The organism is Siccirubricoccus soli, from assembly GCF_024178315.1.
GTDB lineage: Bacteria > Pseudomonadota > Alphaproteobacteria > Acetobacterales > Acetobacteraceae > Siccirubricoccus > Siccirubricoccus soli.
This window is the reverse complement of the sequence record NZ_JAMZIK010000023.1, coordinates 77,549-99,204: the sequence shown is the minus strand read 5'-3', so window position 1 is coordinate 99,204 and position 21,656 is coordinate 77,549. Positions and strand designations below refer to the sequence as shown.

General features: G+C 72.6%; 20 protein-coding genes. 7 read left to right on the top strand and 13 right to left on the bottom strand.

Going from position 1 to position 21,656, the window contains the following annotated elements; all coding sequences use genetic code 11:
* Positions 1–18: 18 nt before the first annotated feature.
* Both NJ376_RS04175 and NJ376_RS04170 read right to left on the bottom strand, forming a co-directional pair.
* Positions 19–429 carry an OmpA family protein gene (locus tag NJ376_RS04175; RefSeq protein ID WP_252951967.1) on the bottom strand — a complete coding sequence of 137 codons (411 nt, stop codon included), beginning with the start codon at positions 427–429 and terminating at the stop codon, positions 19–21.
* Complete coding sequence (locus tag NJ376_RS04170; RefSeq protein WP_252951966.1) at positions 426–1,646, bottom strand: cupin domain-containing protein; 1,221 nt, start codon at positions 1,644–1,646, stop codon at positions 426–428. The genes NJ376_RS04175 and NJ376_RS04170 overlap by 4 nt, the downstream gene beginning before the upstream one ends.
* 82 nt (positions 1,647–1,728) lie before the next feature.
* On the opposite strand from NJ376_RS04170, the gene NJ376_RS04165 reads away from it, so the two are divergent.
* Both NJ376_RS04165 and NJ376_RS04160 read left to right on the top strand, forming a co-directional pair.
* The gene (locus tag NJ376_RS04165) at positions 1,729–2,289 is read left to right on the top strand and encodes a mismatch-specific DNA-glycosylase (protein WP_252951965.1); all 561 of its coding nucleotides are present in this window, start codon (positions 1,729–1,731) and stop codon (positions 2,287–2,289) included.
* The gene (locus NJ376_RS04160) at positions 2,286–3,533 is read left to right on the top strand and encodes an MFS transporter (protein ID WP_252951964.1); all 1,248 of its coding nucleotides are present in this window, start codon (positions 2,286–2,288) and stop codon (positions 3,531–3,533) included. The genes NJ376_RS04165 and NJ376_RS04160 overlap by 4 nt, the downstream gene beginning before the upstream one ends.
* Positions 3,534–3,676: 143 nt before the next feature.
* On the opposite strand, the gene NJ376_RS04155 is transcribed toward NJ376_RS04160, so the two are convergent.
* Positions 3,677–4,375: a CBS domain-containing protein gene (locus NJ376_RS04155; RefSeq protein WP_252951963.1), complete on the bottom strand. Its 699-nt coding sequence runs from the start codon at positions 4,373–4,375 to the stop codon at positions 3,677–3,679.
* A 140-nt stretch (positions 4,376–4,515) separates the two neighbouring features.
* Between NJ376_RS04155 and NJ376_RS04150 the strand changes: the two genes are divergently transcribed.
* Both NJ376_RS04150 and NJ376_RS04145 read left to right on the top strand, forming a co-directional pair.
* Positions 4,516–5,487 (top strand): TAXI family TRAP transporter solute-binding subunit, encoded by a 972-nt coding sequence (locus NJ376_RS04150; protein ID WP_252951962.1) that lies wholly within the window; start codon positions 4,516–4,518, stop codon positions 5,485–5,487.
* Positions 5,488–5,769: 282 nt separating this feature from the next.
* The gene (locus NJ376_RS04145) at positions 5,770–6,750 is read left to right on the top strand and encodes a Bug family tripartite tricarboxylate transporter substrate binding protein (RefSeq protein WP_252951961.1); all 981 of its coding nucleotides are present in this window, start codon (positions 5,770–5,772) and stop codon (positions 6,748–6,750) included.
* 121 nt (positions 6,751–6,871) lie between these two features.
* On the opposite strand, the gene NJ376_RS04140 is transcribed toward NJ376_RS04145, so the two are convergent.
* The 4 genes from NJ376_RS04140 to NJ376_RS04125 form a co-directional block, all read right to left on the bottom strand.
* On the bottom strand, positions 6,872–8,593 hold the full coding sequence (locus NJ376_RS04140; protein ID WP_252951960.1) for an ATP-binding protein: 1,722 nt from the start codon (positions 8,591–8,593) through the stop codon (positions 6,872–6,874).
* Complete coding sequence (locus NJ376_RS04135) at positions 8,571–10,112, bottom strand: ATPase domain-containing protein (protein ID WP_252951959.1); 1,542 nt, start codon at positions 10,110–10,112, stop codon at positions 8,571–8,573. Before NJ376_RS04135 ends, NJ376_RS04140 begins: the two co-directional genes overlap by 23 nt.
* A 153-nt stretch (positions 10,113–10,265) precedes the next feature.
* Entirely contained in the window at positions 10,266–11,930 is a 1,665-nt protein-coding gene (locus NJ376_RS04130) for a thiamine pyrophosphate-binding protein (protein WP_252951958.1), read from the bottom strand.
* A gap of 1 nt (position 11,931) precedes the next feature.
* Positions 11,932–12,576 carry an SRPBCC family protein gene (locus NJ376_RS04125; RefSeq protein ID WP_252951957.1) on the bottom strand — a complete coding sequence of 215 codons (645 nt, stop codon included), beginning with the start codon at positions 12,574–12,576 and terminating at the stop codon, positions 11,932–11,934.
* 276 nt (positions 12,577–12,852) lie between these two features.
* Between NJ376_RS04125 and NJ376_RS04120 the strand changes: the two genes are divergently transcribed.
* The 3 genes from NJ376_RS04120 (at position 12,853) to NJ376_RS04110 (ending at position 15,064) form a co-directional block, all read left to right on the top strand.
* Entirely contained in the window at positions 12,853–13,515 is a 663-nt protein-coding gene (locus NJ376_RS04120) for a ribonuclease HII (RefSeq protein ID WP_252951956.1), read from the top strand.
* Positions 13,512–13,727 carry a hypothetical protein gene (locus tag NJ376_RS04115; RefSeq protein ID WP_252951955.1) on the top strand — a complete coding sequence of 72 codons (216 nt, stop codon included), beginning with the start codon at positions 13,512–13,514 and terminating at the stop codon, positions 13,725–13,727. Before NJ376_RS04120 ends, NJ376_RS04115 begins: the two co-directional genes overlap by 4 nt.
* Positions 13,728–13,807: 80 nt before the next feature.
* Positions 13,808–15,064 (top strand): alpha/beta fold hydrolase, encoded by a 1,257-nt coding sequence (locus NJ376_RS04110; RefSeq protein ID WP_252951954.1) that lies wholly within the window; start codon positions 13,808–13,810, stop codon positions 15,062–15,064.
* Positions 15,065–15,077: 13 nt separating this feature from the next.
* On the opposite strand, the gene NJ376_RS04105 is transcribed toward NJ376_RS04110, so the two are convergent.
* The 6 genes from NJ376_RS04105 to NJ376_RS04080 form a co-directional block, all read right to left on the bottom strand.
* Complete coding sequence (locus NJ376_RS04105; protein ID WP_370287835.1) at positions 15,078–15,914, bottom strand: sugar phosphate isomerase/epimerase family protein; 837 nt, start codon at positions 15,912–15,914, stop codon at positions 15,078–15,080.
* Between the two features lie 73 nt (positions 15,915–15,987).
* Complete coding sequence (locus tag NJ376_RS04100) at positions 15,988–17,145, bottom strand: dihydrodipicolinate synthase family protein (RefSeq protein ID WP_252951953.1); 1,158 nt, start codon at positions 17,143–17,145, stop codon at positions 15,988–15,990.
* A 63-nt stretch (positions 17,146–17,208) separates the two neighbouring features.
* Complete coding sequence (locus NJ376_RS04095; protein WP_252951952.1) at positions 17,209–18,363, bottom strand: Gfo/Idh/MocA family protein; 1,155 nt, start codon at positions 18,361–18,363, stop codon at positions 17,209–17,211.
* A 214-nt stretch (positions 18,364–18,577) separates the two neighbouring features.
* Entirely contained in the window at positions 18,578–19,192 is a 615-nt protein-coding gene (locus tag NJ376_RS04090; protein ID WP_252951951.1) for a TetR/AcrR family transcriptional regulator, read from the bottom strand.
* Between the two features lies 1 nt (position 19,193).
* Positions 19,194–19,952, bottom strand: coding sequence for a 2-keto-4-pentenoate hydratase (locus NJ376_RS04085; protein ID WP_252951950.1), 759 nt, complete (start codon positions 19,950–19,952; stop codon positions 19,194–19,196).
* Positions 19,949–21,640 carry an acyl-CoA dehydrogenase family protein gene (locus NJ376_RS04080; protein WP_256476132.1) on the bottom strand — a complete coding sequence of 564 codons (1,692 nt, stop codon included), beginning with the start codon at positions 21,638–21,640 and terminating at the stop codon, positions 19,949–19,951. Before NJ376_RS04080 ends, NJ376_RS04085 begins: the two co-directional genes overlap by 4 nt.
* Positions 21,641–21,656 lie beyond the last annotated feature (16 nt).

The window sequence follows — 21,656 nt, the reverse complement described above, 5'->3', positions numbered from 1 at the left end:
CCATGGCAGGGCATCCCGTCAGGGGAGCACCACCACCGTCACGCTGCGCTCCTCCGGCACCACGCCGCGGGCGAAGGCCGCGCGCCGCGCCTCGGCCCGCACCCGGTCGCGCTCCACGCCGAGCTTGGCCAGCGCCTCAGCCACCGCGCTCGCCCGGCGCGCCGCCAATTGCAGCCCGGTCTGCGCCCCGCCTTCCTGCCCGCCGGCATGGCCCAGCACGCAGATATTGCGCTCCGGCACCTGCTTCGCCCGCTCCGCCGCGGCGGCCAGGCCGGCCCGCGCGGCATCGCCGGGCGCCGCCGCGCCGCGGGTGAAGGGGATGGCGAAGACGTCGTCCTCCAGCTTCTCCGCGCCGACGCAGGAGAATTGCCGGGGCTGCGCGCCGGCCACCGCCGGCAGCAGCAGGGCGAGCAGCAGGGCCGGGATCACGCCGCCACCAGCAGGCCGGCCTCGCGCAGCCGGGTGAGCAGCGCCGCGGCATCCACCGCCGGGTGCGCCGCCCGCAGCTCCCCCTCCGCCACATCCGGCCGGCCGAGGATCCAGCCCGCCGCCTCCGCCTCGGGCGGGCTCAGCGGCACCACGCCGGCAGCGGTCTTCAACACCCAATCGGCGCCGCGCCGCACCGGCTTGGCACCGCCCGCCAGCACCCGGAACACCGCCGCCGCCGCGTCCTCCGCCGCCGCGGCGGGCGCCGCCAGGCCGCGCGCCGCCAGCAGGTCGTTGCCGCCGCGCTGGTAGCGGTAGCCGGCGACGAATTGCTCCAGCACCGCCATCACCTGCGGCTCCCGGCAGAATTCCGCCAGCCGCTGGCCGAGCTGCCCGGCCCGCGCCGTCAGCGCGAAGCGCGCCGCCGCCGAGCCATCCTGCCGCGGCAGGGGCTTCCTGAACTCCACATCGCGCACCGCGCGGTCCAGCAGGATGTTCATCAGATCGATGCCATGGACCGCATGCACGCCATAGGCGATGTGGACGGAAGCGGGGGCCTCGGCCAGCGCGTCGTGGTACCAGCCGCGCGGCAGGTAGAGCAGGTCGCCGGCCCGCAGCGTGACCTTCTCCCGCAGCCTGCCCTTGGCCTGCTCGTGCTGCGCCTGGCCCATGGCGCGGAAGGCGGGGTGGGGGATCGGCCAGTCGGCCCGGCCCTCCCAGATGTTCCAGGTCTTTTCGCCTTCCACCTGCACCGCCCAGACGTCGTGGGTGTCGAAATGCGCCGGGAAGGCCTTGTGGCTCTGCCAGGAGACGTAGACGTTGGCCTGCGCCTTCCCCAGCCCCGCCCCTTCCAGCGCGGCGGAGATGGCGGCGAGGCCAGGGGTCAGGCTGTCCACGTCGTTCAGCACCAGGCTGGCGCCGCGGCCGACCCAGTCCCGCACCTTCGCCGCCTCGGGCTGCCAGAGCTGCTCGTTGTCCCGGCTGGTGGCGCGGCCGCAATACTGTTCCGGTGGAACCTTGTTGCCGTCCAGGACAAGCTGCAGAGAGTGGCTGGACCAGATATGCGTCATGTCCAGCAGCCGGTTGATCTGCCGCCAGGACAGCACGCTGGCGAATTTCGCCGCGCCGCCCTTCACATGCAAAGGCTGGCGGTCGTGGTATTCGGCGAAGAACTGCGCCGGGGACATCGGCGCCAGCAGATCGTCCAGCGAGAGGGTCATGGCGGAACAGCATAGCTCATTGCGCCGCAGCCGGAGAGGGGCGGGGCACGCGGCGCCGCCGGTGATGCCGCCAGGACACGCTGTGGCCGCCCTCTCGGGCGTTGCGCCCGCGGGGCGGCAGGACGGAGCCCCGGCCGGCGCGCCGGACAGCGTCCCGGCCCCCGCCTCGTCGCCGCGCCCGGTGCTGCCGGATGTGCTGGCGCCGGGGCTGCGCGTCGTCTTCGTCGGCAGCGCAGCCGGCGCGGTCTCGGCCGCGCGCGGTGCCTACTACGCCGGGCCGGGCAACCGCTTCTGGCCGATGCTGGCGGAGACCGGGCTGACCCCACGCCTGCTGGCGCCGGAGGAATTCACCGAACTGCCACGCTGGGGCATCGGCCTGACCGATCTGGCGAAGCATGAGAGCGGGGCGGATGCGGCGCTCTCCCCCGCCGCCTATGACGCGGCGGGGCTGGCGGCCCGGCTGCGGGCGGCGGCGCCGCGGATCCTCGCTTTCAATGGCCGCGCGCCCTGGCGGCATTTCATGGAGTCCGGGGCGGGCGCGGGCTTTGAGGTGGTGGCGCTGCCCTCCACCTCCGGCGCCGCCCGGCGCTGGTGGGACCCGGCGCCCTGGCATGCCCTGGCCGCGAGGCTACGCGCCGCATGAGCCGCCAGGCCTGGGCCTGGGCCCTCTATGACTGGGCGAACAGTGCCTTCCCGACCGTCGTCTCCACCTTCGTCATCGCCGCCTATTTCGCCAAGGGCATCGCCCCGGACGAGGCGACCGGCCAAGCCTGGTGGGGCTGGATGCAGACCCTGGCGGGGCTCGCCATCGCCCTGCTCTCCCCGGTGCTCGGCGCCGTCGCCGATGCCGGCGGGCGGCGCCGGCTGATGCTGGCGCTGAGCACCGCGGTGATGGCGGTGGCGACGGCCGGCATCTGGTTCGCCCAGCCGGTGCCGGCGGACGCGCTCTGGGCGCTGCTCTGCGTCGGTGTGGCGACGGTCGCCTTCGAGATCGGGACGGTGTTCTACAACGCCATGCTGCCGCTCGTGGCGCCGCCCGGGCGGCTGGGGCGGGTCTCCGGCCTCGCCTGGGGCCTCGGCTATGCCGGCGGGCTCTGCTGCCTCGCCGTGGCGCTGGTGGTGCTGGTGCAGCCGGATCCCTCGCCGCTCGGGCTCGATCGTGCGGCGGCGGAGCATGTGCGGGCGACGGCGCTGCTGGTGGCGGGATGGATCCTGCTGTTCGGCTGGCCGGTGCTGCTGGCCCTGCCGGACCCGCCGGGCGCCCGCCCCGGCTGGGCGCAGGCGGCGCGGGGGGGGCTGGCGGAGATCTGGGCGGTGCTGCGCCGCCTGCCGGCCAACCCCGCCATGCTGCGCTTCCTGGTCGCCCGGCTGTTCTACACGGATGGGCTGAACACGCTGTTCGCCTTCGGCGCCATCTATGCCGCCGGCGTCTTCGGCATGGGGTTCGAGGAGATCCTGCTCTTCGGCATTGCGCTGAACGTCACGGCCGGGCTCGGCGCCGCCGGCTTCGGGCTGGTGGAGGACCGCATGGGCTCCCGCCGCACCGTGCTGATCGCGCTGACCGCGATGATCCTGCTGGGCGCGGGGCTGCTGGTGGTGGAGGGGAAGGCGGCCTTCTGGGCGTTGGCGCTGGGGCTCGGCTGCTTCCTCGGCCCCGCCCAGGCGGCAAGCCGGGCGCTGATGGCGCGCCTTGCCCCGGCGGGGGAGGTGGCGGCGCATTTCGGGTTGTTCGCCCTCTCCGGCCGCGTCACCGGCTTCCTCGGCCCGGCCGCGCTGGCGGCGGTGACGGCGGCGACGGAGAGCCAGCGGGCCGGCATGGCGACGGTGCTGGTGTTCCTCTGCCTCGGCGCGGCGATCCTGGCGACGGTCAGGGTGCCGCGGGCCTGAATTCACTATCTCGCCACGCGGCCCCAGCCGCGTGGCGACGAGGGTTTAAGGGGGCTGACTGTCCCCCTTTCCGCCGGCGCGAAGGGGTTGGTGGGGGCCGCCTTTGCGGCGGCGGACCAAGACATCCTCGCTGGCGGACAGACCTACACCCCATACAGATACACCGGCAGCGGCTCCGTCTTGTCCACCACGCCCTTCACGCCAGGCACCTGCTCCGCCAGCACCTTCAGGGCGCGCTTCGCCGCCGCGTCGCGCATGAAGCCGTGGAACTCCACCACCCCGTCCTTCACCTCCACCAGGGTGTAGAAGCTGTCCGCCCAGGGTTCCTTGCGCATCGCCGCCAGCACGGCGCGGCGGATGCGGTCGTCGTCCAGCGTCGTCTCCTCCTTCGGCGCCGCCACCACGGCCCGCAGCAGGTCGGCGCGGGAGACGATGCCGCGCAGCCGCCCCTCCGTCACCACCAGCACGCGGCGGATGCCGCGATCCTCCATCAGATGCGCGATCCGCGCGGCCGTCGCCGCCTCCCCCACCGTCACCACCTCCCGCGTCATCACATCGGCGGCAGTGGCGCCATGGGTGCGGGCGTAGCGATCCGCCATCGCCGCCGGGTCGGCGAAGAGGCTGCGCAGCCAGCCCGGCTTCGCATCCTCCTGCCCCGCCAGACGGCGGATCAGGTCGGCCTCGGTCACGATGCCGAGCACCGTGCCGGCCTGATCCAGCACCGGTACGGCGGAGATGCCGCGCTCCGCCAGCAGCCGCGCCACCGCGACCACGGCGGTCTCCGGCGGCACGCTCACCACATCCGGCGTCATCAGGTCCCGGGCGGTCAATTGGAGGGTCATCGGGGCGTCTCCCGCAGCCTAGGGTGAGAGGCTGGGCAGGACATGTCGGCAGCGCCTTGATCCAGAGCAAGCTGGGGCTTCCCGGAAGGGCGCGCGGCGCTTATCTCTGGTCCATTACTCAACCGGGAGGATGTTCCAGCATGACCGGCCTGACGCGCCGCTCCGCCTTCGGGCTCGCCGCCGCCACCCTCGCCGCGCCCTGGGCGGCGCGCGCCGAGGCGACGCAGCTCGCCATCGCCACCGGCACCACGGGCGGCGTCTACTACCCGCTGGGTGGCGGGCTCGCGAACCTGCTCTCCCGCAACATCCCGGGCATGAGCGCCACGGTGGAGGTGACGGGCGGCTCCGTCGCCAACAACCAGCTCCTCGGCGCCGGGCGCGTCGGCATGATCTTCACCCAGGTGGATGCCAGCGTGGATGCGGTGAACGGCCAGGACCGCTTCCGCGGCCGGCCGGTGAAGGTCCGCGCCATCGCCGTGCTCTACACCAACCGCATGCAGGTGGTGACCACCGCCGCCGCCGGCATCACCAAGCTGACCGACCTCAAGGGCAAGCGCGTCTCCACCGGCGCGCCGGGCTCGGCGACCGAGGTGATGGCCTTCCGCCTGATCGAGGCGGCGGGCCTCGACCGCGACAAGGATTTCCGGGCGCGGGAGCGGCTCTCCCCGGCGGAGAGCACCAACGCCATCAAGGACGGCAAGCTGGACGCGTATTTCTTCGTCTCCGGCGTGCCGACCAGCGCCATCACCGATCTCGGCGCCTCCCCCGGCATCACGCTGAAGATGATCGACCACGCGGAGTACGTGCCGAAGATCACCGAGAAGTACGGCCCGGTCTATTTCCCGGAGGTGATCCCGGCCGGCACCTATCCGGGGCAGACCACGGACAACCACCAGATGTCCGTCGCCAACATCCTGGCGGTGCTGGACACCATGCCGAACGAGCTGGTGACGAAGATCCTGGAGGTGACCTGGAACGGCCGGCAGGAGCTGGCGCAGGTGCATGCCGAGGGCCGGAATTTCACCCTCGACAAGCAGAAGACCGCCGCCGCCGGCGTCCCCTGGCACCCCGCGGCCGAGGCCTTCTGGAAGGCCCAGGGGGCGACCCTCTAGAGCAGATCGCGCGTTCAGATGGAATCATCTGAACGCGTGAAGATGCTCGCAAAACAAGGGCCTGGAGTATGCTGCGTGAGCGCAAGCGAACGCAGCATGCTCTAGTCCCCCACGAAGCCGCTGCGCGGCTTCATGGGGACCCCGGAGGCGCTCACGACCGGCGCCTCGCACAGCCTTCCGCGGCAAAGCCGCGGAAGGGCGACGGGTGGCGCCTGGCCGGCGCCAGCGCTTGACCTCCGGCGCCGCGGCCAACAGGCTGGCGACAAAACAGGAGGAAACCGGATGCGCGCATGGCACCGGGCGCTGCTGGCCCTGGCATTGGTCTGCCCCTTGCTCGGCCCCTGGGGCGCCCGCGCGGCGGACCCGCCCTGGCCGACACGGCCGGTGGTCCTCGTCGTCTCCTACCCCCCCGGCGCGATCACCGACACGGTCGGCCGCCGCCTCGCGGAGCGGCTGGGCGCGATGCTCGGCCAGAATGTCGTGGTCGAGAATCGCGGCGGGGCCGGCGGCAATGTCGCGGCGGCGCATGTGGCGCGGCAGCGCGGGGACGACCACGTCCTGCTCTTCACCTCCTACGGCACCCTCATCATCGCCGCGGCGGCCGAGCTGAAGCTGGATTTCCACCCCTTCCGCGACCTCGAGCCGGTGGCGATGGTCGGGCCGATGAGCGTGGTGCTGCTGGTGCGGCCCGGCCTGCCGGTCCAGGATCTGCGCAGCTTCCTGGCCCATGCGCGGGCCAATCCCGGCCGGGTGAATTTCGCCAGCGTCGGCGTCGGCAGCTCCTACCACCTGCTGATCGAGCAGTTGCAGGCCTATGGCGGGCTCAGCTTCAACCATGTGCCCTATCGCGGCGGCGCGGCGGGGATGGCGGACCTGCTGGGCGGCCGGGTGGATGCGACGCTGGCGACGGTGCTCTTCGCCCGGCCTTACCTGAATGACGGCCGCGCCCGCGGCATCGCCATCGCCAATGCCGAGCGCGCCCCGGCCATGCCGGAACTGCCGACGGTGGGGGAGGAGGTGCCAGGCGCGCAGCTTACCGACGGGCTGGCGGTGCTGGCGCCGGCGACGCTGCCGCCGCCGGTGGTGACGCGGCTGAACGCGGCGCTGAACGCCATCATCAGCGAGCCGGCGATGCATGCCTGGCTGACCCATGAGGGCGTCACCCCCCGCCCCGGCCCGCCCGAGGCGCTGAGCGCGGAGATGCAGGCCGCCGCCGTCCCGCTGCAACGCCTGCTGGCCGAGGCCGGCATCAAGCTGGAATAGCGCCCGGGCGGCTTTCCGGCCCCCGCCTGCCGCGGCGAGGGACGCCATGCCGGCCGATGTCGGCCCAGAGGCGCGCAGCCGCCACGCCAACCCCGCACGCCGGACCCGCGGGTGCCGGCCGTCAGGCGCGCGCCCGGCCCGCCAGCGCCCTCGCATCGGCGGGGCGCCGCTTGAGCGCGCCACGGATCGCGGCGGCAAGCTCGCTGAGGCCGTAGGGCTTGGGCAGCACCGCGATGCCTACGGCATCCGCATGCTGCCGCGCCGCATCGGCGTGGCCGCTCGTCAGCAGCACCGGCAGGCCGGGCCGCCGGCGCTGCACCTCGCCCGCGAGCTCCACGCCGTTCATGCCGCCCGGCATCATGATGTCCGAGAACACCAGGTCGATGGCGCGGCCATTCGCCAGCGCGCCAAGCGCGGCGGCGGCGCTGGAGGCCCGCGTCGCCTCGAAGCCGAGCTCGCCGAGCAGCTGCGCCACGAGGGCGGCCACCTCGTCGTCATCCTCGACGAGCAGCACATGCCCGGCCGGCTGCCTGGGCCGCTCCAGCCCGGATGCGGGCTTCTGGTCGGGCACAGCGGGGGCGCGCGCCGCGCGCGGCAGCAGCAGCGTGATGGTGGTGCCGCGCCCCACCTCACTGTCGATCCGCACCGCCCCCCCCGACTGGCGGGCGAAGCCATAGACCTGCGCCAGCCCAAGCCCCGAGCCCTTGCCGACCTCCTTCGTCGTGAAGAAGGGTTCGAAGACGCGCGCCTGCACCTCCGGCGACATGCCGGTGCCGCTGTCGATCACCTCGAGGCGCACGAAATCGCCCTGCAGCCCGTCCTCGGCCAGGCCGGCGGCATTCCTGGCGCGAATCAGGATCGTCCCGCCGGAGGGCATCGCGTCGCGGGCGTTGACGGCAAGGTTCAACAGGGCGAGTTCCAGCTCGCCGGGATCAATCTCGACCGGCCAGAGATCCGCCGCGAGGTCGAGCGAGACCTCCACATCCCCGCGCAGGCTGCGGTCCAGCAGCTCCCGCATGCTGCCGACCTGGCGCACGAGGTCCACGGGCTCGGCCCGCAGCGCCTGGCGGCGCGAGAAGGCCAGAAGCTGCCGGGTGAGCGCCGCCCCGCGCGCGGCGGCCTGCCGCATGCCGTCCATGATGCGGCGCCGCTGGGCCGGGTCGCTCCGGCGGTCGATCATCTCGAGGCCGGCCGCGATCACCATCAGCAGGTTGTTGAAGTCGTGCGCCACCCCGCCGGTGAGCTGGCCCAGGACCTCGATCCGCTGCGCCTGGCGCAGCGCCTCCTCGGCCCGTTCGCGCTCGGCCATCTCGGTGCGCAGGGCGCGGTTCGCCGCCTCCAGCTCCGCCGTCCGGGCGGCGACCAGGCCTTCCAGGTCGGCGGCGGCGCGCTCCCGCTCCGCCAGGTAGCCGCGCACCTCGTATTGCCGCCGGCGGGCGCGCACGGCGGCGAGGATCGCGCTTGTCAGGGTGATCGGTTGCACCGGCCGCTCGAGCAGGGACACATTGCCCAGCCACCGCACCAGGCACTCCCGTGCCGCCGCCGCGGCGGAACGGCTGTCCCGGCCGGTCAGGACGACGAAGGGCATGTCCGACCACGGCGGCTGCTGCGCGACCCAGGCCTCGAGCCCGGCGGAAGCTGCGCCCAGCAGCGCCTCCTCGGCGACGAAGGCGACCTCGGCCCCCGCCTCCAGCCCGGCGACGAGCTCGGCGAGGGAGGTGCAGAGCTGGGCCCGGAGGCCGGCGCGGCGCAGCAACGCGGCCACCACCGGGCCGTCCCGCCCCAGCGGGGCGAGAACGAGCACGAGCGGCGCCTGCGGGTCAGCCGGCGCCGGCGTCACCATGTCCTCCGTCCTCATCCCCGAGCAGCGGCGATTCCGGGCCCAGGTAGCGTGGCGTGCCGGAGAGCACCCCGGTGAACTGCCGCAGCGGCGGCCCGACCGAGACACCCTGCGCGCTGAGGCGGAATTCGCGGATGGTGTGCTCGTGGTGGCCGCTGCGCTTCTTGACCACCGAGAGGGCGCGCCGCACCTCGCCTTCGTACTCGAAGTAGCGCAGCAGCAGCACCGCATCGCTGAGATAGCTGAGGTCCACCGGGGATTGCATCGGCCCGACCAGGCCGTGCTGGGCGAGCACGAGGATCGTCAGCACGCCCATCTGGCCGAGATAGCTCAGCAGCTCGTGCATCTGCAGGATGAGGAAGCGGTCATCCGGCATGGCCTGCAGGTAGCCGTTGAGGCTGTCGATCACCACGACCCGCGCGCCCTCGGCCTCCACCGCGCGCCGGACCAGGCTGGCGAACTCGCCGGGCGAGAGTTCGGCCGGGTCGACCTGCTGGATCCGGATCAGGCCGGAGTCCACGGCCGCCTGCAAGGGCAGGCCGAGCGTCCTGGCCCTCGCCTCGATCGTGCCGCGCCCCTCGTCGAAGGCATAGACCACGGCGCGCTCGCCCCGCTCGGCCGCCGCGACGGCGTAGGTGAGCGCCAGCGACGACTTGCCGACCCCCGCTGCACCCAGCAGCAGCGCGTTGGTGCCGCGCTCCAGCCCGCCGCCCAGCATGGCGTCGAGCGGGGCGCTGCCGCTTGACGCGAATTCGCCGTCAAAGGGCCGGTGGTGCTCGGCGGCGACGAGGCGAGGATAGACCTCGATCCCGCCGGTGCGGATGGCGAAATCGTGGAAGCCGCCCCGGAAGGCGATGCCCCGCATCTTCACCACGCGCAGGCGCCGCCGCTCCGCGCCGTAGTCGATGGCGAGCTGCTCCAGCAGGATGACGCCATGGGCGATGGAGTGGAGCTGGAGGTCGTCGGCATGCGAGGTGAGGTCGTCGAGCACGATGACCGTGCAGCGGCGGCCCGTGAAGAAATGCTTCAGGGCAAGGATCTGCCGGCGATACCGCAGCGGGTCCTGGGCGAGGAGGCGCAGCTCGGACAGGCTGTCGAACACCACGCGCGTCGGATCGAGCGCCGCGACATGCTCGAAGATCATCCGCGTCGTCTCGCCCAGCTCCAGCTCGGAGGGGTGGAAGACGGTCAGCTCGCGTTCGGGGTCGAGGGAGGCCTCGGCCGGCACCAGCTCGAAGATCTGCACCCCGTCGAGCGACCAGCCATGCCGATCCGCGACGAGGCGAAGCTCCCGCTCGGATTCCGAAAGCGAGACGTAGAGCGTGGCCTCGCCGCGGCGGGCGCCCTCGAGCAGGAATTGCAGGGCGAGCGTGGTCTTGCCGGTGCCGGGCCGGCCTTCGAGGAGGTAGAGCCGATCGGCGTCGAGGCCGCCGCCCAGGATGTCGTCGAGCCCTGTATTGCCCGTGGAGACGCGCGGCGGGTCACCCCGGTCCGCCGCCGCTCCGCTACTGTGATCGCCCATCTGGAGCTCCGACCGGGCGAATGGCACCGAAATGGCGCGCAACTCGACCGGCTTATTGAGGATACCCTATGCCGTATCCATGCATCGCGCCACGCCGAGGGCGGTGCTCCAGGGGACCCGGGGCGCCACGAATGCGTGCCCCGGGCGGTTGCATCAGGCCTCGCCGTAGTGGATGCGCCGGTAGGGGCGCGACACCACCGTGTCATCAGTATGCACGTCCCACAGCCCGGCGGTATTCGCCGCCTGGTGCTCGGCGAACAGCCCGGACATCCGGCCGAGCTGGTTCACCGTGGTGCCGCGCACGCCGAAGCCATTGGCCACCCCCGCCAGGTCGCCGCGGCCATGGATCACCGTCTCGGGGCTCAGCCCGCCGGCGCGGAATTTGTGGATCTCCGCGCCGTAGCCGCCATCGTTGATGATGGCCATCAGCAGGCGGATGCCCTGGCGGCGGATGGTCTCCAGCTCCTGGATATGCATCAGCAGGGAGCCGTCACCCTCGATCAGCAGCACCTTGCCGTCGCCGCGCGCGGCGGCGACGCCGACCGCCGCCGGCAGGCCGTTGCCGATGGCGCCGAAATCGCTGACCACATGGTACTTCTCCGCCGCGCGGCCGCGCAGATGCGTCATCGCGATGCCGAAGTAGTGGCCGCCGCCGATCACCACGTCCCAGTCCTTCGGCACGATGGCGTCCAGCTCCAGCATCGCCTTGCGCGGATCGACGGTGCCGGGGGCGATGGCGAATTCCTTCCGGTCCGGCACGTCCTCGGCAATGCCCTTCGCCACGGCGGCGGTGCGGTAGCCTTCCCGCTTCACCCCGCGCGCCTGCAGCGCCGCCGTCACCGCCTCCACGCCCGACTTCGCATCGGCCTGGATGTGCATGTCCGCGGTGCGCAGCCCCTGCCACAGCCCGCGCGGGTTGATGTCGATCTGCACGGTACGGGCGCCGGGGTAGAGATAGCCGCTCTCGGTCGTATAGGCGCCGAGGCCGACGCCGACGCCGATGACGAGGTCGCTCTCGGCAAAGAGCTCCCGCGCATAGTCGCTGGAATAGGCACCGGCGATGTCGAGGGCGAAAGGATTGCCATCGAACATTCCCTTGCCCTGCAGGGAGGTGGCGAGCAGCGCGCCGGATTGCTCCGCCAGCGCCTCCATCGCCGCCTTGGCGCCGGATTGCTTGGCGCCGCGGCCGCCGATCAGGATGGGTTTCTCGGCCTCCGCGATCATGCCCACCAGTTGCTCGACCAGCGCCGGGTCCGGCATCGGCCGCTGCCGGGTCGGCAGCACATCGGCGGAGGGGATGTAGTCCGGCGTGAAGGGGAAGGGCTGCTTCTGCAGATCCATCGGCACGGAGAGCACCACCGGCCGGCGTTCGAGCTGGGCGATGTGGAAGGCTTCCCGAACGTTGTCCAGCGCCCGGTCCATGCTGCGGATCGGGATGTAGTGCGCGCCGGTGCCCTGGGCGAGCGGCGCCATGTCGATCTGCTGGATGTAGTAGGGCGCGGTCATCGGCGAATCGCCCGCGAAGACCACCAGCGGCACATAGGCCCGCGCGGCGATGGTCAGCGCCGTCATGATCTGGGTGAAGCCAGGGCCGCAGGTGGTGGAGGCGACGCCGACCTTGCCGGTGGCGCGGGCATAGCCATCCGCCATGGCGACGGCGCAATGCTCGTGCCGCGCATGGATCACCTGCATGCCGGGGAGGCGCGACATCGCCTCCGACCAGTACATGTTGGCGTCGCCCATCAGGGTGAAGAGCACCTCGCAGCCCTCGGCCTGGAAGGCCTGGGCCAGCATGTCGGACAGCTTCAGCTTGGACATTTCATGGTTTCCTCGTTGTGCCGAACAGGCTGCGGAGCCAGGAGAGCAGCGCCTGCCAGAGCAGGCGGGTGGCGCTCAGCTCCCGCACCGGTGCCGGGGCGGGCCGCGGCGGCGGGGGTGGCGGTGAAGCGGTGGCGGGCGCAGCTTCCGTGGCGGGCGCGGCCTCCGGCGCCGAGGCGGCGGCCGGCGCGGCGTCGGCCTGCCGTTCCGCCACCAGCTTCGCCATGTTGGCGGAGAAATCCGCCAGCAGCGCCCGCGCCAGATGGACGCCGCCGGCATTGGCGAAGGTCTCCAGCGGCCCCGTCACGGTGAAGCTGCCGGCGACCAGCAGCAGCGTGCCGTCGCCCTCCTCCTGCGCCTCGATGCTGCCGGAGGAGAGGGCGCGGGAGGCGCCGCGCTGGTCGATCCCGCGCCCCTCGATGGCGCAGCGATGCGCGGCATCGTCGAAGGAGAGCGTCGCCTCGCCGCGGAACACCGCCGCGGTCGGGCCGAATTTCACCCGGATGGAGCCGCGCCACACGCCGTCCCCCTGGTCCGGTGCCAGGCTGGCGCCCGGGATACAGCCGGCCACCAGGGCAGGGTCGCGCAACAGCGGCCAGACAACGGCAAGCGGCGCGGGGATGCGCGTTCGTTCGGTGATTTCCATGCGGCGTTCCCTGCCCGGCTTCCGGCCCGGCGGCGGGGACGCAGCCGGAGGAGGGCGGACGCCGGCGGCGCGCCCGGGAAGGCGGCACGCCCTGCCCTGGCGGCCAGCGCTTGCATCCCGCTGCCCTTCCGTCTCGCGCCTGCCGTGGCGGGCTTGGCCCCTAGCCTGCGCAACCTGGGCGGCAGGCGCAAGGGAGGGGCCGGCAAGCGGCTCCCGCCAAGGAAAAAGCTTCGCAGCCGGGGCCCGGCCCGGCTATGCAGGAAGGAGATGCCACCCATGCCCATCCGCTTCCCCGCCGCGGAAGCCACCCGCCACCCGCCCCTCATCGGCTGCGACGAGGTGGGGCGGGGCGCGCTGTGCGGCCCAGTGGTGGTGGCCGCCGTCTATTTCGACCCCTGCGCGCTGCCCCCCGCCCTGCTGGAGGCGCTGGACGACAGCAAGCGGCTGAAGCGGGCGCAGCGGGAGGCGGTGGCCGAGGCGCTGCCGGCGCATGCCCGTCTCGCCTTCGCCGCCAGCGGCGCCGCGGCCATCGATGCCAGCGACATCCGCCAGGCGACGCTGGCCGCCATGGCGCGGGCGGTGCGGCGGCTGGGCCTTGCCGCCCCGGTCGCGGTGGATGGGCGGGATATCCCGCCGCTGCTCGCCGGGCGCTGCCGCGCGGTGGTGGGCGGGGATGCGCTGGTGCCGCAGATCGCCGCCGCCTCCATCCTCGCCAAGGTGCTGCGGGACCGGCTGATGGCGCGGCTGCATGCGCGCTACCCGGACTACGGCTGGGCGGGGAATGTCGGCTACGGCACCGCGGCGCATCTGGCCGCGCTCGGCCGCTGCGGGCCGACCCGGCACCACCGCCACTCCTTCACCCCGGTCGGGCAGGCCGCCTTCCGATCGGTCTCCGAGCCACGCCTACCGGACGCGATGAGGGAGCCTTGCGAGCCATGACCCAGCGACCTGCCTCCAGGCTGCGCCTGCGCTGCGGCGCCGCCCTGCTGCTGGCCCTGATGGGCGGCCTCTCCGGCTGCGCCGGGCTGGAGGGCGCGCCGCCGCCCTGGTATCGCCCGGGCCTCGGCAGCCATGTGCCGATGGAGCGCTACCACGTGCCGGATGACGGTCACCGGGACCGGCTGGCCGCCCTGCCCCCGATGGCGGGCTGAGCCGGACGCGCTTTCCCCCGGGCGGCATCCCCGGCATCATCCCCTGAAGCCCGGAACCGGGCATCGAAGGGGGAATGCCGATGCTGTCACTGCCGACCACCGCCCTGCAGGCGTTGCCCGGGAAGCTGCGCAACGCGCCGGAGCTGGCGCGCTGGGGCCGCGGGTTGCAGGCCGACTGGCTGCTCCGGCTCGGTGACGCGGAGTGGCTGCTGACGGTGCGCGACGGCGCCATCGCCGCCATCGCCGAGGGGCCCTTCCAGATGCCCGCCTACACCCTCGCCACCCGCATCGGGGCGGAGGCGCTGGACCGCTTCCTTTCCCCCACCCCGCCGCCCGGCTGGCATGATTTGCTGGCGCTGCGCCGCCAGGGCGCCCTGGTGGTGGAAGGCGACGTCGCCGCCTTCTTCGCCCACCTGATGTGGTTCAAGGGCGTGCTGGCCCTGCTGCGGGAGGCGCCGCCCGCCCCCGCCGCCCTGCCGCCCGCGCCCTTCGGCAGCGTGACGGAGGAGCCGATCCGCGGCCGCTACCTGCGCATGGACATCGCGGGAAAGCCGCACCGCGTCTATGTCGAGGAAGCCGGGGAAGGCATTCCCCTGCTGCTGCTGCACACCGCCGGCAGCGACGGCCGCCAGTGGCGGGAGCTGCTGAACGACGCCGAGGTGACGCGCCGCTTCCGCTGCATCGCCTTCGACATGCCCTGGCACGGCAAGTCCTCGCCCCCCGCCGGCTGGCAGCATGAGGGCTACGCCCTGACCACCGCCGCCTATACCGGGCTGGTGATGACCATGGCGCGGGCGCTGGGGCTGGATAGGCCGATCGTCATGGGCTGCTCCATCGGCGGCCGCATCGTGCTGGACCTGGCGGCGGAACATGCGGGGGAGCTGCGCGGCGTCATCGGCCTGCAGGGCAGCGCCTTCACCGGCCGCTACTACGACCTGTCCGTGCTGCACCATCCGCGCATCCATGGCGGGGAGGTGTGCGGCGCCATGGTCTCCGGCCTCATCGCGCCGACGGCGCCGGAGGCGTCCCGCTGGGAGACGCTGTGGCACTACATGCAGGGCGGCCCCGGCGTGTTCCGCGGCGACCTGCATTTCTACGCCGAGGAAGGCGATCTGCGCGGCAAGCTGGGGCGGATCGACACCGCCCGCTGCCCGGTGACGCTGCTGACCGGGGAATACGATTATTCCTGCCGGCCAGAGGATACCCGGGCGACGGCGGCCGCCATCCCCGGCGCCAAGGCCGTCATCATGCCCGGCCTTGGCCATTTCCCGATGAGCGAGGACTACGCCGCGCTGCGCCCCTACCTGCTGCCGGCGCTGGAGGAGATGGCGGGCTGAGGCACGGCGCGGCTCAGCACGCCGTCGCGTGCCGCTCCTTCGCCAGCTTCAGCACCTGCTCCGGATCCTCCGCCCACCAGCGGCGGGAGAGCAGCTCCACCTCGCAGCTCCCGTCATGGCCCGCCGCCTGGGCCATGGCGCGGATGGCCGGGATGTCGATGACGCCATCCCCCGGCATGCCGCGGTCGAAGGCCGTGTCGGTGGTCGGCACCAGCCAGTCGCAGACATGGAAGGCGGCGATGCGGCCCTTCGCCCGCGCCACCTGCCGCGGCAGGTCCGGGTCCCACCACACGTGATAGACATCGAGCGCGATGCCGGTGCCCTCGCCGAACTCGTCGCAAAGGTCGAGCGCCTGGGCGAGGGTGGTGAGGACCGAGCGGTCGGCGCAGGTCATCGGGTGCAGCGGCTCCAGCGCCAGGGTCACGCCGGCGGCACGGGCGGCGGGCAGCACCTCCGCCAGCCCGTCATGGAACATCTGCCGCGCGCCGGGCAGGTCCTTGCTGCCCGGCGGCAGCCCGCCACCGAGGGTGACGAGGCAGCGCGCGCCGAGTTCATGCGCCTCCTCGATGGCGCGGAGATTCTCCTCGATGGCGGCGCGGCGGCCGGCGGCATCGGCGGCGGGGAACATGCCGGCGCGGCAGAGGCCGGAGACGAAGAGCCCGGCCTCGCGGATCTGCCGCGCCGCCTGCTTCAGCCCGAGCTCCGCCACCTTGTCTCGCCAGGGGGAGATGCCGGGAATGCCGTGGCGCGCGCAGCCTTCGATGCATTGCGCCAGGGTCCAGCGGTCCCGCACCGTGACGGTGTTCAGCGAAAGGGGACCGGGCGAGGTCTGTTCATGCGGTGGGTTCACGTTTCGCTCCTCGCTGTGCCGCGGCGTTCCGCGATCTGGTCGTGATGTTTGGGCATCTGATACCCGGAAGCCATCACGCCACGCCATGCACCGCAAGCAGCGCGCGCATCCGCGCCGCGGCGAGGTCCGGGTCCCGCAGCAGCCCCGCGGCATCGGCCAGGCGGAACAGCTCCGCGAGATGCTGGAGGGAACGGGCCGATTGCTGCCCGCCCACCATGGTGAAATGCGCCTGGTGCCCGTTCAGCCAGGCCATGAACACCACCCCCGTCTTGTAGAAGCGCGTCGGCGCCTGGAAGATGTGTCGGCTGAGCGGCACGGTCGGCACCAGGATCTCGTGGAAGGTGGCGAGGTCGTTGCGGGAAAGCGCGGCCAGCGCCCCGCCCACCGCCGGCGCGATGGGGTCGAAGATGCCGAGCAGCGCATCCGAATGGCCCTGCCCGTCGCCGGCGATCAGCTCCGCATAGTTGAAGTCGTCGCCGGTGTACATGCGGACGCCGCGTGGGAGGCGGCGGCGCATGGCGATCTCCTTCTCCTTGTCCAGCAGGGAGATCTTCACCCCATCCACCTTCGCCGCATGGGCGGCGATGACGGCAAGCGCCGTCTCCATCGCCTGGTAGTGGTCGCCGCTGCCCCAGTAGCCGTCGAGGGCCGGGTCGAACATCTCGCCCAGCCAGTGGATGATGACGGGCTGCTTCACCCCGGCCAGGATGCGGCCATAGACGCGCTCGTAATCCGCCGGGCCGCGCGCCGCCTTCGCCAGGGCGCGGGAGGCCATGAGGATGATGCGACCGCCCAGCCGCTCCACCGCCTCGCATTGCTCCTCATAGGCGCGGATGACGTCGTCGATGGTGACATCCGGGCCGGGCGCCAGATGGTCCGTGCCGGCGCCGCTGGCGATGACCGCGCCCGGCACGTCCTTCGCTGCGTCGAGCGAGCGGCGGATCAGCTCCTGCGCCGCCACCCAGTCCAGCCCCATGCCGCGCTGCGCCGTGTCCATCGCCTCCACCACGCCCAGGCCGAGCGACCAGAGATGGCGGCGATAGGCGATGGTGGCGTCCCAATCGACCTTGGCATCCAGCCAGGGATCCTGCGCCGCCAGCGGGTCCGCCACCACATGCGCGGCGGCCAGGGCGATGCGCGGGAAGGGCGGCGTCGCCTGCGGGAATGCCCGCGGCGTGCTGGTGGTGAAGGGGCGCAGCCCCTCCGGCGTCGGCAGGTTCAGCGTGGGCATGGCGTTCTCCCTTTCGGCGAGGCGATTCAGGCCGCCGCGCCCTGCGGCGCTCCGGCCATCGCGTCACACCTCCAGCGCAGGAATGTCGATCCAGCGGCGCTCGCGCCAGCTCCACAGCCCGGCTTCGGCCAGTTGCACGCCCTTGGCGCCGGCGGTCAGGTCCCAGGGGAAGCTCGGCACCTCCCCCGCCAGGTAGCGCAGGAACATCTCCCACTGGGCGCGGAAGCCGTTGGGGTAGTCCTCCGTGTTCGGCACCTCCTGCCAGCCGGCGAAGAAGTCGATGGGCTGGGGGATGTCCGGGTTCCACACCGGCTTCGGCGTCGCCACGCGGCTTTGCGTCCAGCATTTCTGCAATCCGGCCACGGCGCTGCCATGGGTGCCGTCCACCTGGAAGGTGGCCAGGTCGTCCCGCCGGACGCGCGTGACCCAGGAGGAGTTGATATGCGCCACGATCCCGCCCTTGAGCTGGAAAGTGGCATAGGCGGCATCGTCCACATCCGCCGCGTAGGGCCTGCCATCCTCCCCGATGCGCGTCGGGATATGCGTGGCGCCGAGGCAGCTCACCGCCTCCACCTCGCCGAAGAGGTTGTCCAGCACGTAGCGCCAGTGGCAGAGCATATCGAGGATGATGCCGCCGCCCTCCGCCTTCTTGTAGTTCCAGCTCGGGCGCTGGGCGGGCTGCAGGTCGCCCTCGAACACCCAGTAGCCGAACTCCCCCTTCACGCTGCAGATGCGGCCGAGGAAGCCGCTCTCGATCACCATCCTCAGCTTGCGCAGGCCGGGCAGGAAGAGCTTGTCCTGCACCACGCCATGCTTGATGCCGGCCTGCTTCGCCAGCCGGGCCAGCTTCACCGCATCCTCCAGCCGATCGGCGGTCGGCTTCTCCACATAGACATGCTTGCCGGCGGCGATGGCGCGGGCGACCAGGCCGGCGCGCATCTGGGTGGTGGCGGCGTCGAAGAACAGCTCGTCCCGCTCGTCCCGCAGGCAGGCATCGAGGTCGGTGGAGATGCGCTCCACCCCATGGGCGCGCCCCAGCGCCTCCAGCTTCTCCCGGTTGCGGCCGACCAGGATGGGGTCGGGCACCAGCCGGTCGCCATTGGCCAGGCGCAGCCCGCCCTCCGCCCGGATGGCGGCGATGGAGCGCACCAGATGCTGATTGGTGCCCATGCGGCCGGTGACGCCGTTCATGACGATGCCGAGGCGACGTTGCGCCATGTGAGTCCTCCCGTGGTTCCGAGAGGGGCTCTGCCCCTCTCGGGCTCACCCCGCCAAAGGCCGAAGGGCCTTTGGAAACCATGAGTTCAGGCCCGGCGGGTCAACCTGCCGCCTCAAGGGTTCCAAGGGCCTTTCGGCCCTTGGCGGGGAGAGTGTAAGAGGGGCAGCGCCCCTCTCATCCTTCAGGTAACCAACCAGTTACCCAGGCCGTGAGTCAAGGCCGCAGATACCCCAGCACCACCTCGATGCAGTGCACCTCCCGCTCCTCCACCGTGCCGATGCCGGCGCCGAAGATGGTGGAGAGGGTGTGCAGGTTCGCTAGGTAGAAATGCCCCAGCCCGACGATGCTGATGTAGAGCTGCACCGGGTCCACATCCGCCCGGAACACCCCCTCGGCCGCGCCGCGCGCCAGCACCGCGCGCAGCTGCTCCAGCAGCGGCGAATACAGCGCCGGCACCTGCTCCGAGCGCTGCAGATAGGCGGCGCGGTGGATGTTCTCCTGGTTCAGCAGGGCGACGAATTCCGGATGCGCGGCGGTGTAGCGCAGGTTGAAGGCGACCAGCCGGCGCATCGCCTCCGCCGGCGGCAGCGCCTCCACCGCCAGGGCCCGCTCCTCCGCGCGCTTGGCGGCATAGGCGGTCTCCAGCACCACCAGCCACAGCTCCTCCTTGTTGCCGAAATGGGCGTAGAGCATGCGCTTGTTGGCGCCGGCCCGGGCCGCGATCTCGTCCACCCGCGCCCCGGCCAGGCCATGCGCGGCGAATTCCGCCGTCGCCGCGTCCAGGATGCGCTGGCGCGTGGCGGCGGCACGGGGGGACAGCTCCGGCATCTCAGGCGAAATCGATCACGATCTCCGGCAGCGCCCCGAAGCGCGCCGTCACGCGCTGGCCGGGGCGCGCGGCCAACATCCCGCTCGCCGTGCCGGTGCTGACCCATTCCCCGTCCCGCAGATGGGTGCCCGCGCGCGGCAGGCGGTTGGCCAGCCAGGTCAGCGCCCGCAGCGGGTGGCCCATCACCTCCGCCCCGCTGCCGCGGCGCCGCTCCACCCCATCCACCGCGACCACCACCTCCATCGCCGCCAGATCCGTGCCGGGCGGGATGGCCGGCCCCAGCACGTACCGGCCATTGCCGCTGCCATCGGCCAGCACCGCATTGGGCGGCGGCAATGCAGAGGTGGGGAAGCGGCATTCCGCCACCTCCACCCCCGCATGCACCACGGCGACCGCCTCGGCGATCTCCGCCTCGGCGTACGGTGTGGCGCGCGGCAGCAGGTCGCGGTTCAGGCGGTAGAAGAACTCCGCCTCCACGATCGGGTCCAGCAGCGCGGCATGGGCGAAACGCGCCGGGCTCTCGACCAGGAAGCGCGCGAAGCTGCGGCCGAAGATCGGCTCCGCCATGCGCAGCCGCGCCTGCATCACCTTCGTGGTCGCGGCGATCTTCCAGCCGAGCGGCGCCCAGCCCAGCGCGCCCGCCACCTCCAGCGCCACCGCATAGGCGGCATCCGCATCCTGCGGCACCAGGTCGGGCGGCAGCACGGCGATCTGCCGCGCCTCCCGCCGCGCGGCCAGCAGCATGGCGGCGAGGCTCATGCCAGCACCCGCGCCAGCAGCGCCTCCGGCACAGGGTCGTCCTCCGCCGCCAGCGGGTCCTTCGGCCGCAGCCGGTGGCGCAGCACCAGCCGGGCCAGCTCCGCCCGCACCGGGTCCTCCAGCCGCGCCGCCTCCCAGGCCATCGCCGCGGCGCTGGTCAGGTGATAGAGCGCGCTCGCCGCCTGCCGCGCCAGGGCCGGGTTGCCCTGCGCCGCCGCCGCCAGCGCCGCCGCGCGATCGAACAGCGGCAGCGCCTCCGGCAGCGCGGCACCGTTGCCCAGCAGCCCCGCCAGATGCGCCCGCAGCACCGGCAGCGAGCCTTCCCGCTCCGCCGCCCGCAGCACGTCCAGCGCCACGATGTTGCTGGTGCCTTCCCAGATGCTGCCCAGGTGGCTGTCCCGCAGCAGCCTGGGGTCGGCCCATTCCTCGATGTAGCCGCAGCCGCCGCGCACCTCCATCGCATCGCCGGTGACGCGCCGCGCATCCCGGCAGGCGCGGAATTTCAGCAGCGGCGTCAGGATGCGCAGCAGCGCATAGGCGCCCTCCTCCCCGGCATCGCTGCGGCGCATCGCCTCGGCGGCCTGGAACATCATGCTGCGCGCCTGCTCGGCCGGCAGGATCAGCTTGCCGAGCTGCCGCCGCATCAGCGGCATCTCCACCAGCCGCCTGCCGAAGGCGATGCGGTTCCGCGCGATGAACATCGCCTCCGTCACCGCCCGGCGCATCAGCCCCGCCGCGCGCATGCCGTTGGAGAGGCGGGAGGCATTGACCATGTCCGCCATCTGCTTGAAGCCGGCCTCCGGCGCGCCGACGAGAAAGGCCATCGCCCCCTCCAGCCGGATCTCGCCCGAAGCCATGCTGCGGGTGCCGAGCTTGTCCTTCAGCCGGATGATCCGGTAGGCGTTGGGCGTGCCATCCGGCCGTTCCCGCGGCAGCAGGAAGAGGGAGACGCCGCGCAGCCCGGGCGCGCCGCCCTCCCGCCGCGCCAGCACCAGCGCCATGCCGGCATCCGGGTTGGAGCAGAACCACTTGTCGCCGGAGAGCGACCAGCTTCCGTCATCATTCGGCCGGGCCGTCACCGCCGTCGCGGCGATGTCGCTGCCCGCGCCCTGCTCGGTCATGAACATGGCGCCCTGGCGCAGCGCGTCGAGGTCGGTTGCCGTCAGCGCCGGCAGGTAGCGCGCGACGAGTTCGGGGTCGCCGAAGCGGCGCAAGGTGCGGGCCAGCGCATCCGTCATGGAGAGCGGGCAGCACAGGCCGAATTCCGCCTGCACGAACAGATAGGTCAGCGCGTATTTCGCCGCCGGCGGCATGGGCGCCGGCCAGCCCAGCACCCCGCCGCGATGCGACATCGCCGCCAGCCCGTATTCCCCGAAGGCGATGCGCTCCATGGCGCGGTAGGCGGGATGGTAGGCGATGCGGTGCGGCGCATCCTCGCCCCGCCGCGTGCGCGGCTGCAGCACGGGCGGGTTGCGGTCCGCCTCGGCCGCCAGCGCGTCCAGCTCACCCCCGGCCAGCGCCCCCATGCGGTCCAGGTGCGGCGCGAGATGCGCGGCGAGATCGGCCGGCAAATAGAGGCGCAGCAGCGCCTGGCCCCAGGGGTCGGCGCGCCAGAGGTTGAGGCCGGCACTGTCCGGCACGGCCGCCGCGCCGGTGGGAGCTGGCAGGGGATGAGGCAGCGTATCCATGCTGGCAGCATGCCCC

Excerpts from the sequence above, each read along its gene's own strand:
- NJ376_RS04135 (WP_252951959.1), bottom strand. The coding sequence starts at position 10,112 with ATGGGCGATCACAGTAGCGGAGCGGCGGCGGACCGGGGTGACCCGCCG.
- NJ376_RS04080 (WP_256476132.1), bottom strand. The coding sequence starts at position 21,640 with ATGGATACGCTGCCTCATCCCCTGCCAGCTCCCACCGGCGCGGCGGCC.
- NJ376_RS04100 (WP_252951953.1), bottom strand. The coding sequence starts at position 17,145 with ATGCCCACGCTGAACCTGCCGACGCCGGAGGGGCTGCGCCCCTTCACC.
- NJ376_RS04150 (WP_252951962.1), top strand. The coding sequence starts at position 4,516 with ATGACCGGCCTGACGCGCCGCTCCGCCTTCGGGCTCGCCGCCGCCACC.
- NJ376_RS04090 (WP_252951951.1), bottom strand. The coding sequence starts at position 19,192 with ATGCCGGAGCTGTCCCCCCGTGCCGCCGCCACGCGCCAGCGCATCCTG.
- NJ376_RS04130 (WP_252951958.1), bottom strand. The coding sequence starts at position 11,930 with ATGTCCAAGCTGAAGCTGTCCGACATGCTGGCCCAGGCCTTCCAGGCC.
- NJ376_RS04115 (WP_252951955.1), top strand. The coding sequence starts at position 13,512 with ATGACCCAGCGACCTGCCTCCAGGCTGCGCCTGCGCTGCGGCGCCGCC.
- NJ376_RS04085 (WP_252951950.1), bottom strand. The coding sequence starts at position 19,952 with ATGAGCCTCGCCGCCATGCTGCTGGCCGCGCGGCGGGAGGCGCGGCAG.
- NJ376_RS04160 (WP_252951964.1), top strand. The coding sequence starts at position 2,286 with ATGAGCCGCCAGGCCTGGGCCTGGGCCCTCTATGACTGGGCGAACAGT.
- NJ376_RS04155 (WP_252951963.1), bottom strand. The coding sequence starts at position 4,375 with ATGACCCTCCAATTGACCGCCCGGGACCTGATGACGCCGGATGTGGTG.
- NJ376_RS04095 (WP_252951952.1), bottom strand. The coding sequence starts at position 18,363 with ATGGCGCAACGTCGCCTCGGCATCGTCATGAACGGCGTCACCGGCCGC.
- NJ376_RS04110 (WP_252951954.1), top strand. The coding sequence starts at position 13,808 with ATGCTGTCACTGCCGACCACCGCCCTGCAGGCGTTGCCCGGGAAGCTG.
- NJ376_RS04120 (WP_252951956.1), top strand. The coding sequence starts at position 12,853 with ATGCCCATCCGCTTCCCCGCCGCGGAAGCCACCCGCCACCCGCCCCTC.
- NJ376_RS04140 (WP_252951960.1), bottom strand. The coding sequence starts at position 8,593 with ATGGTGACGCCGGCGCCGGCTGACCCGCAGGCGCCGCTCGTGCTCGTT.
- NJ376_RS04145 (WP_252951961.1), top strand. The coding sequence starts at position 5,770 with ATGCGCGCATGGCACCGGGCGCTGCTGGCCCTGGCATTGGTCTGCCCC.
- NJ376_RS04170 (WP_252951966.1), bottom strand. The coding sequence starts at position 1,646 with ATGACCCTCTCGCTGGACGATCTGCTGGCGCCGATGTCCCCGGCGCAG.
- NJ376_RS04125 (WP_252951957.1), bottom strand. The coding sequence starts at position 12,576 with ATGGAAATCACCGAACGAACGCGCATCCCCGCGCCGCTTGCCGTTGTC.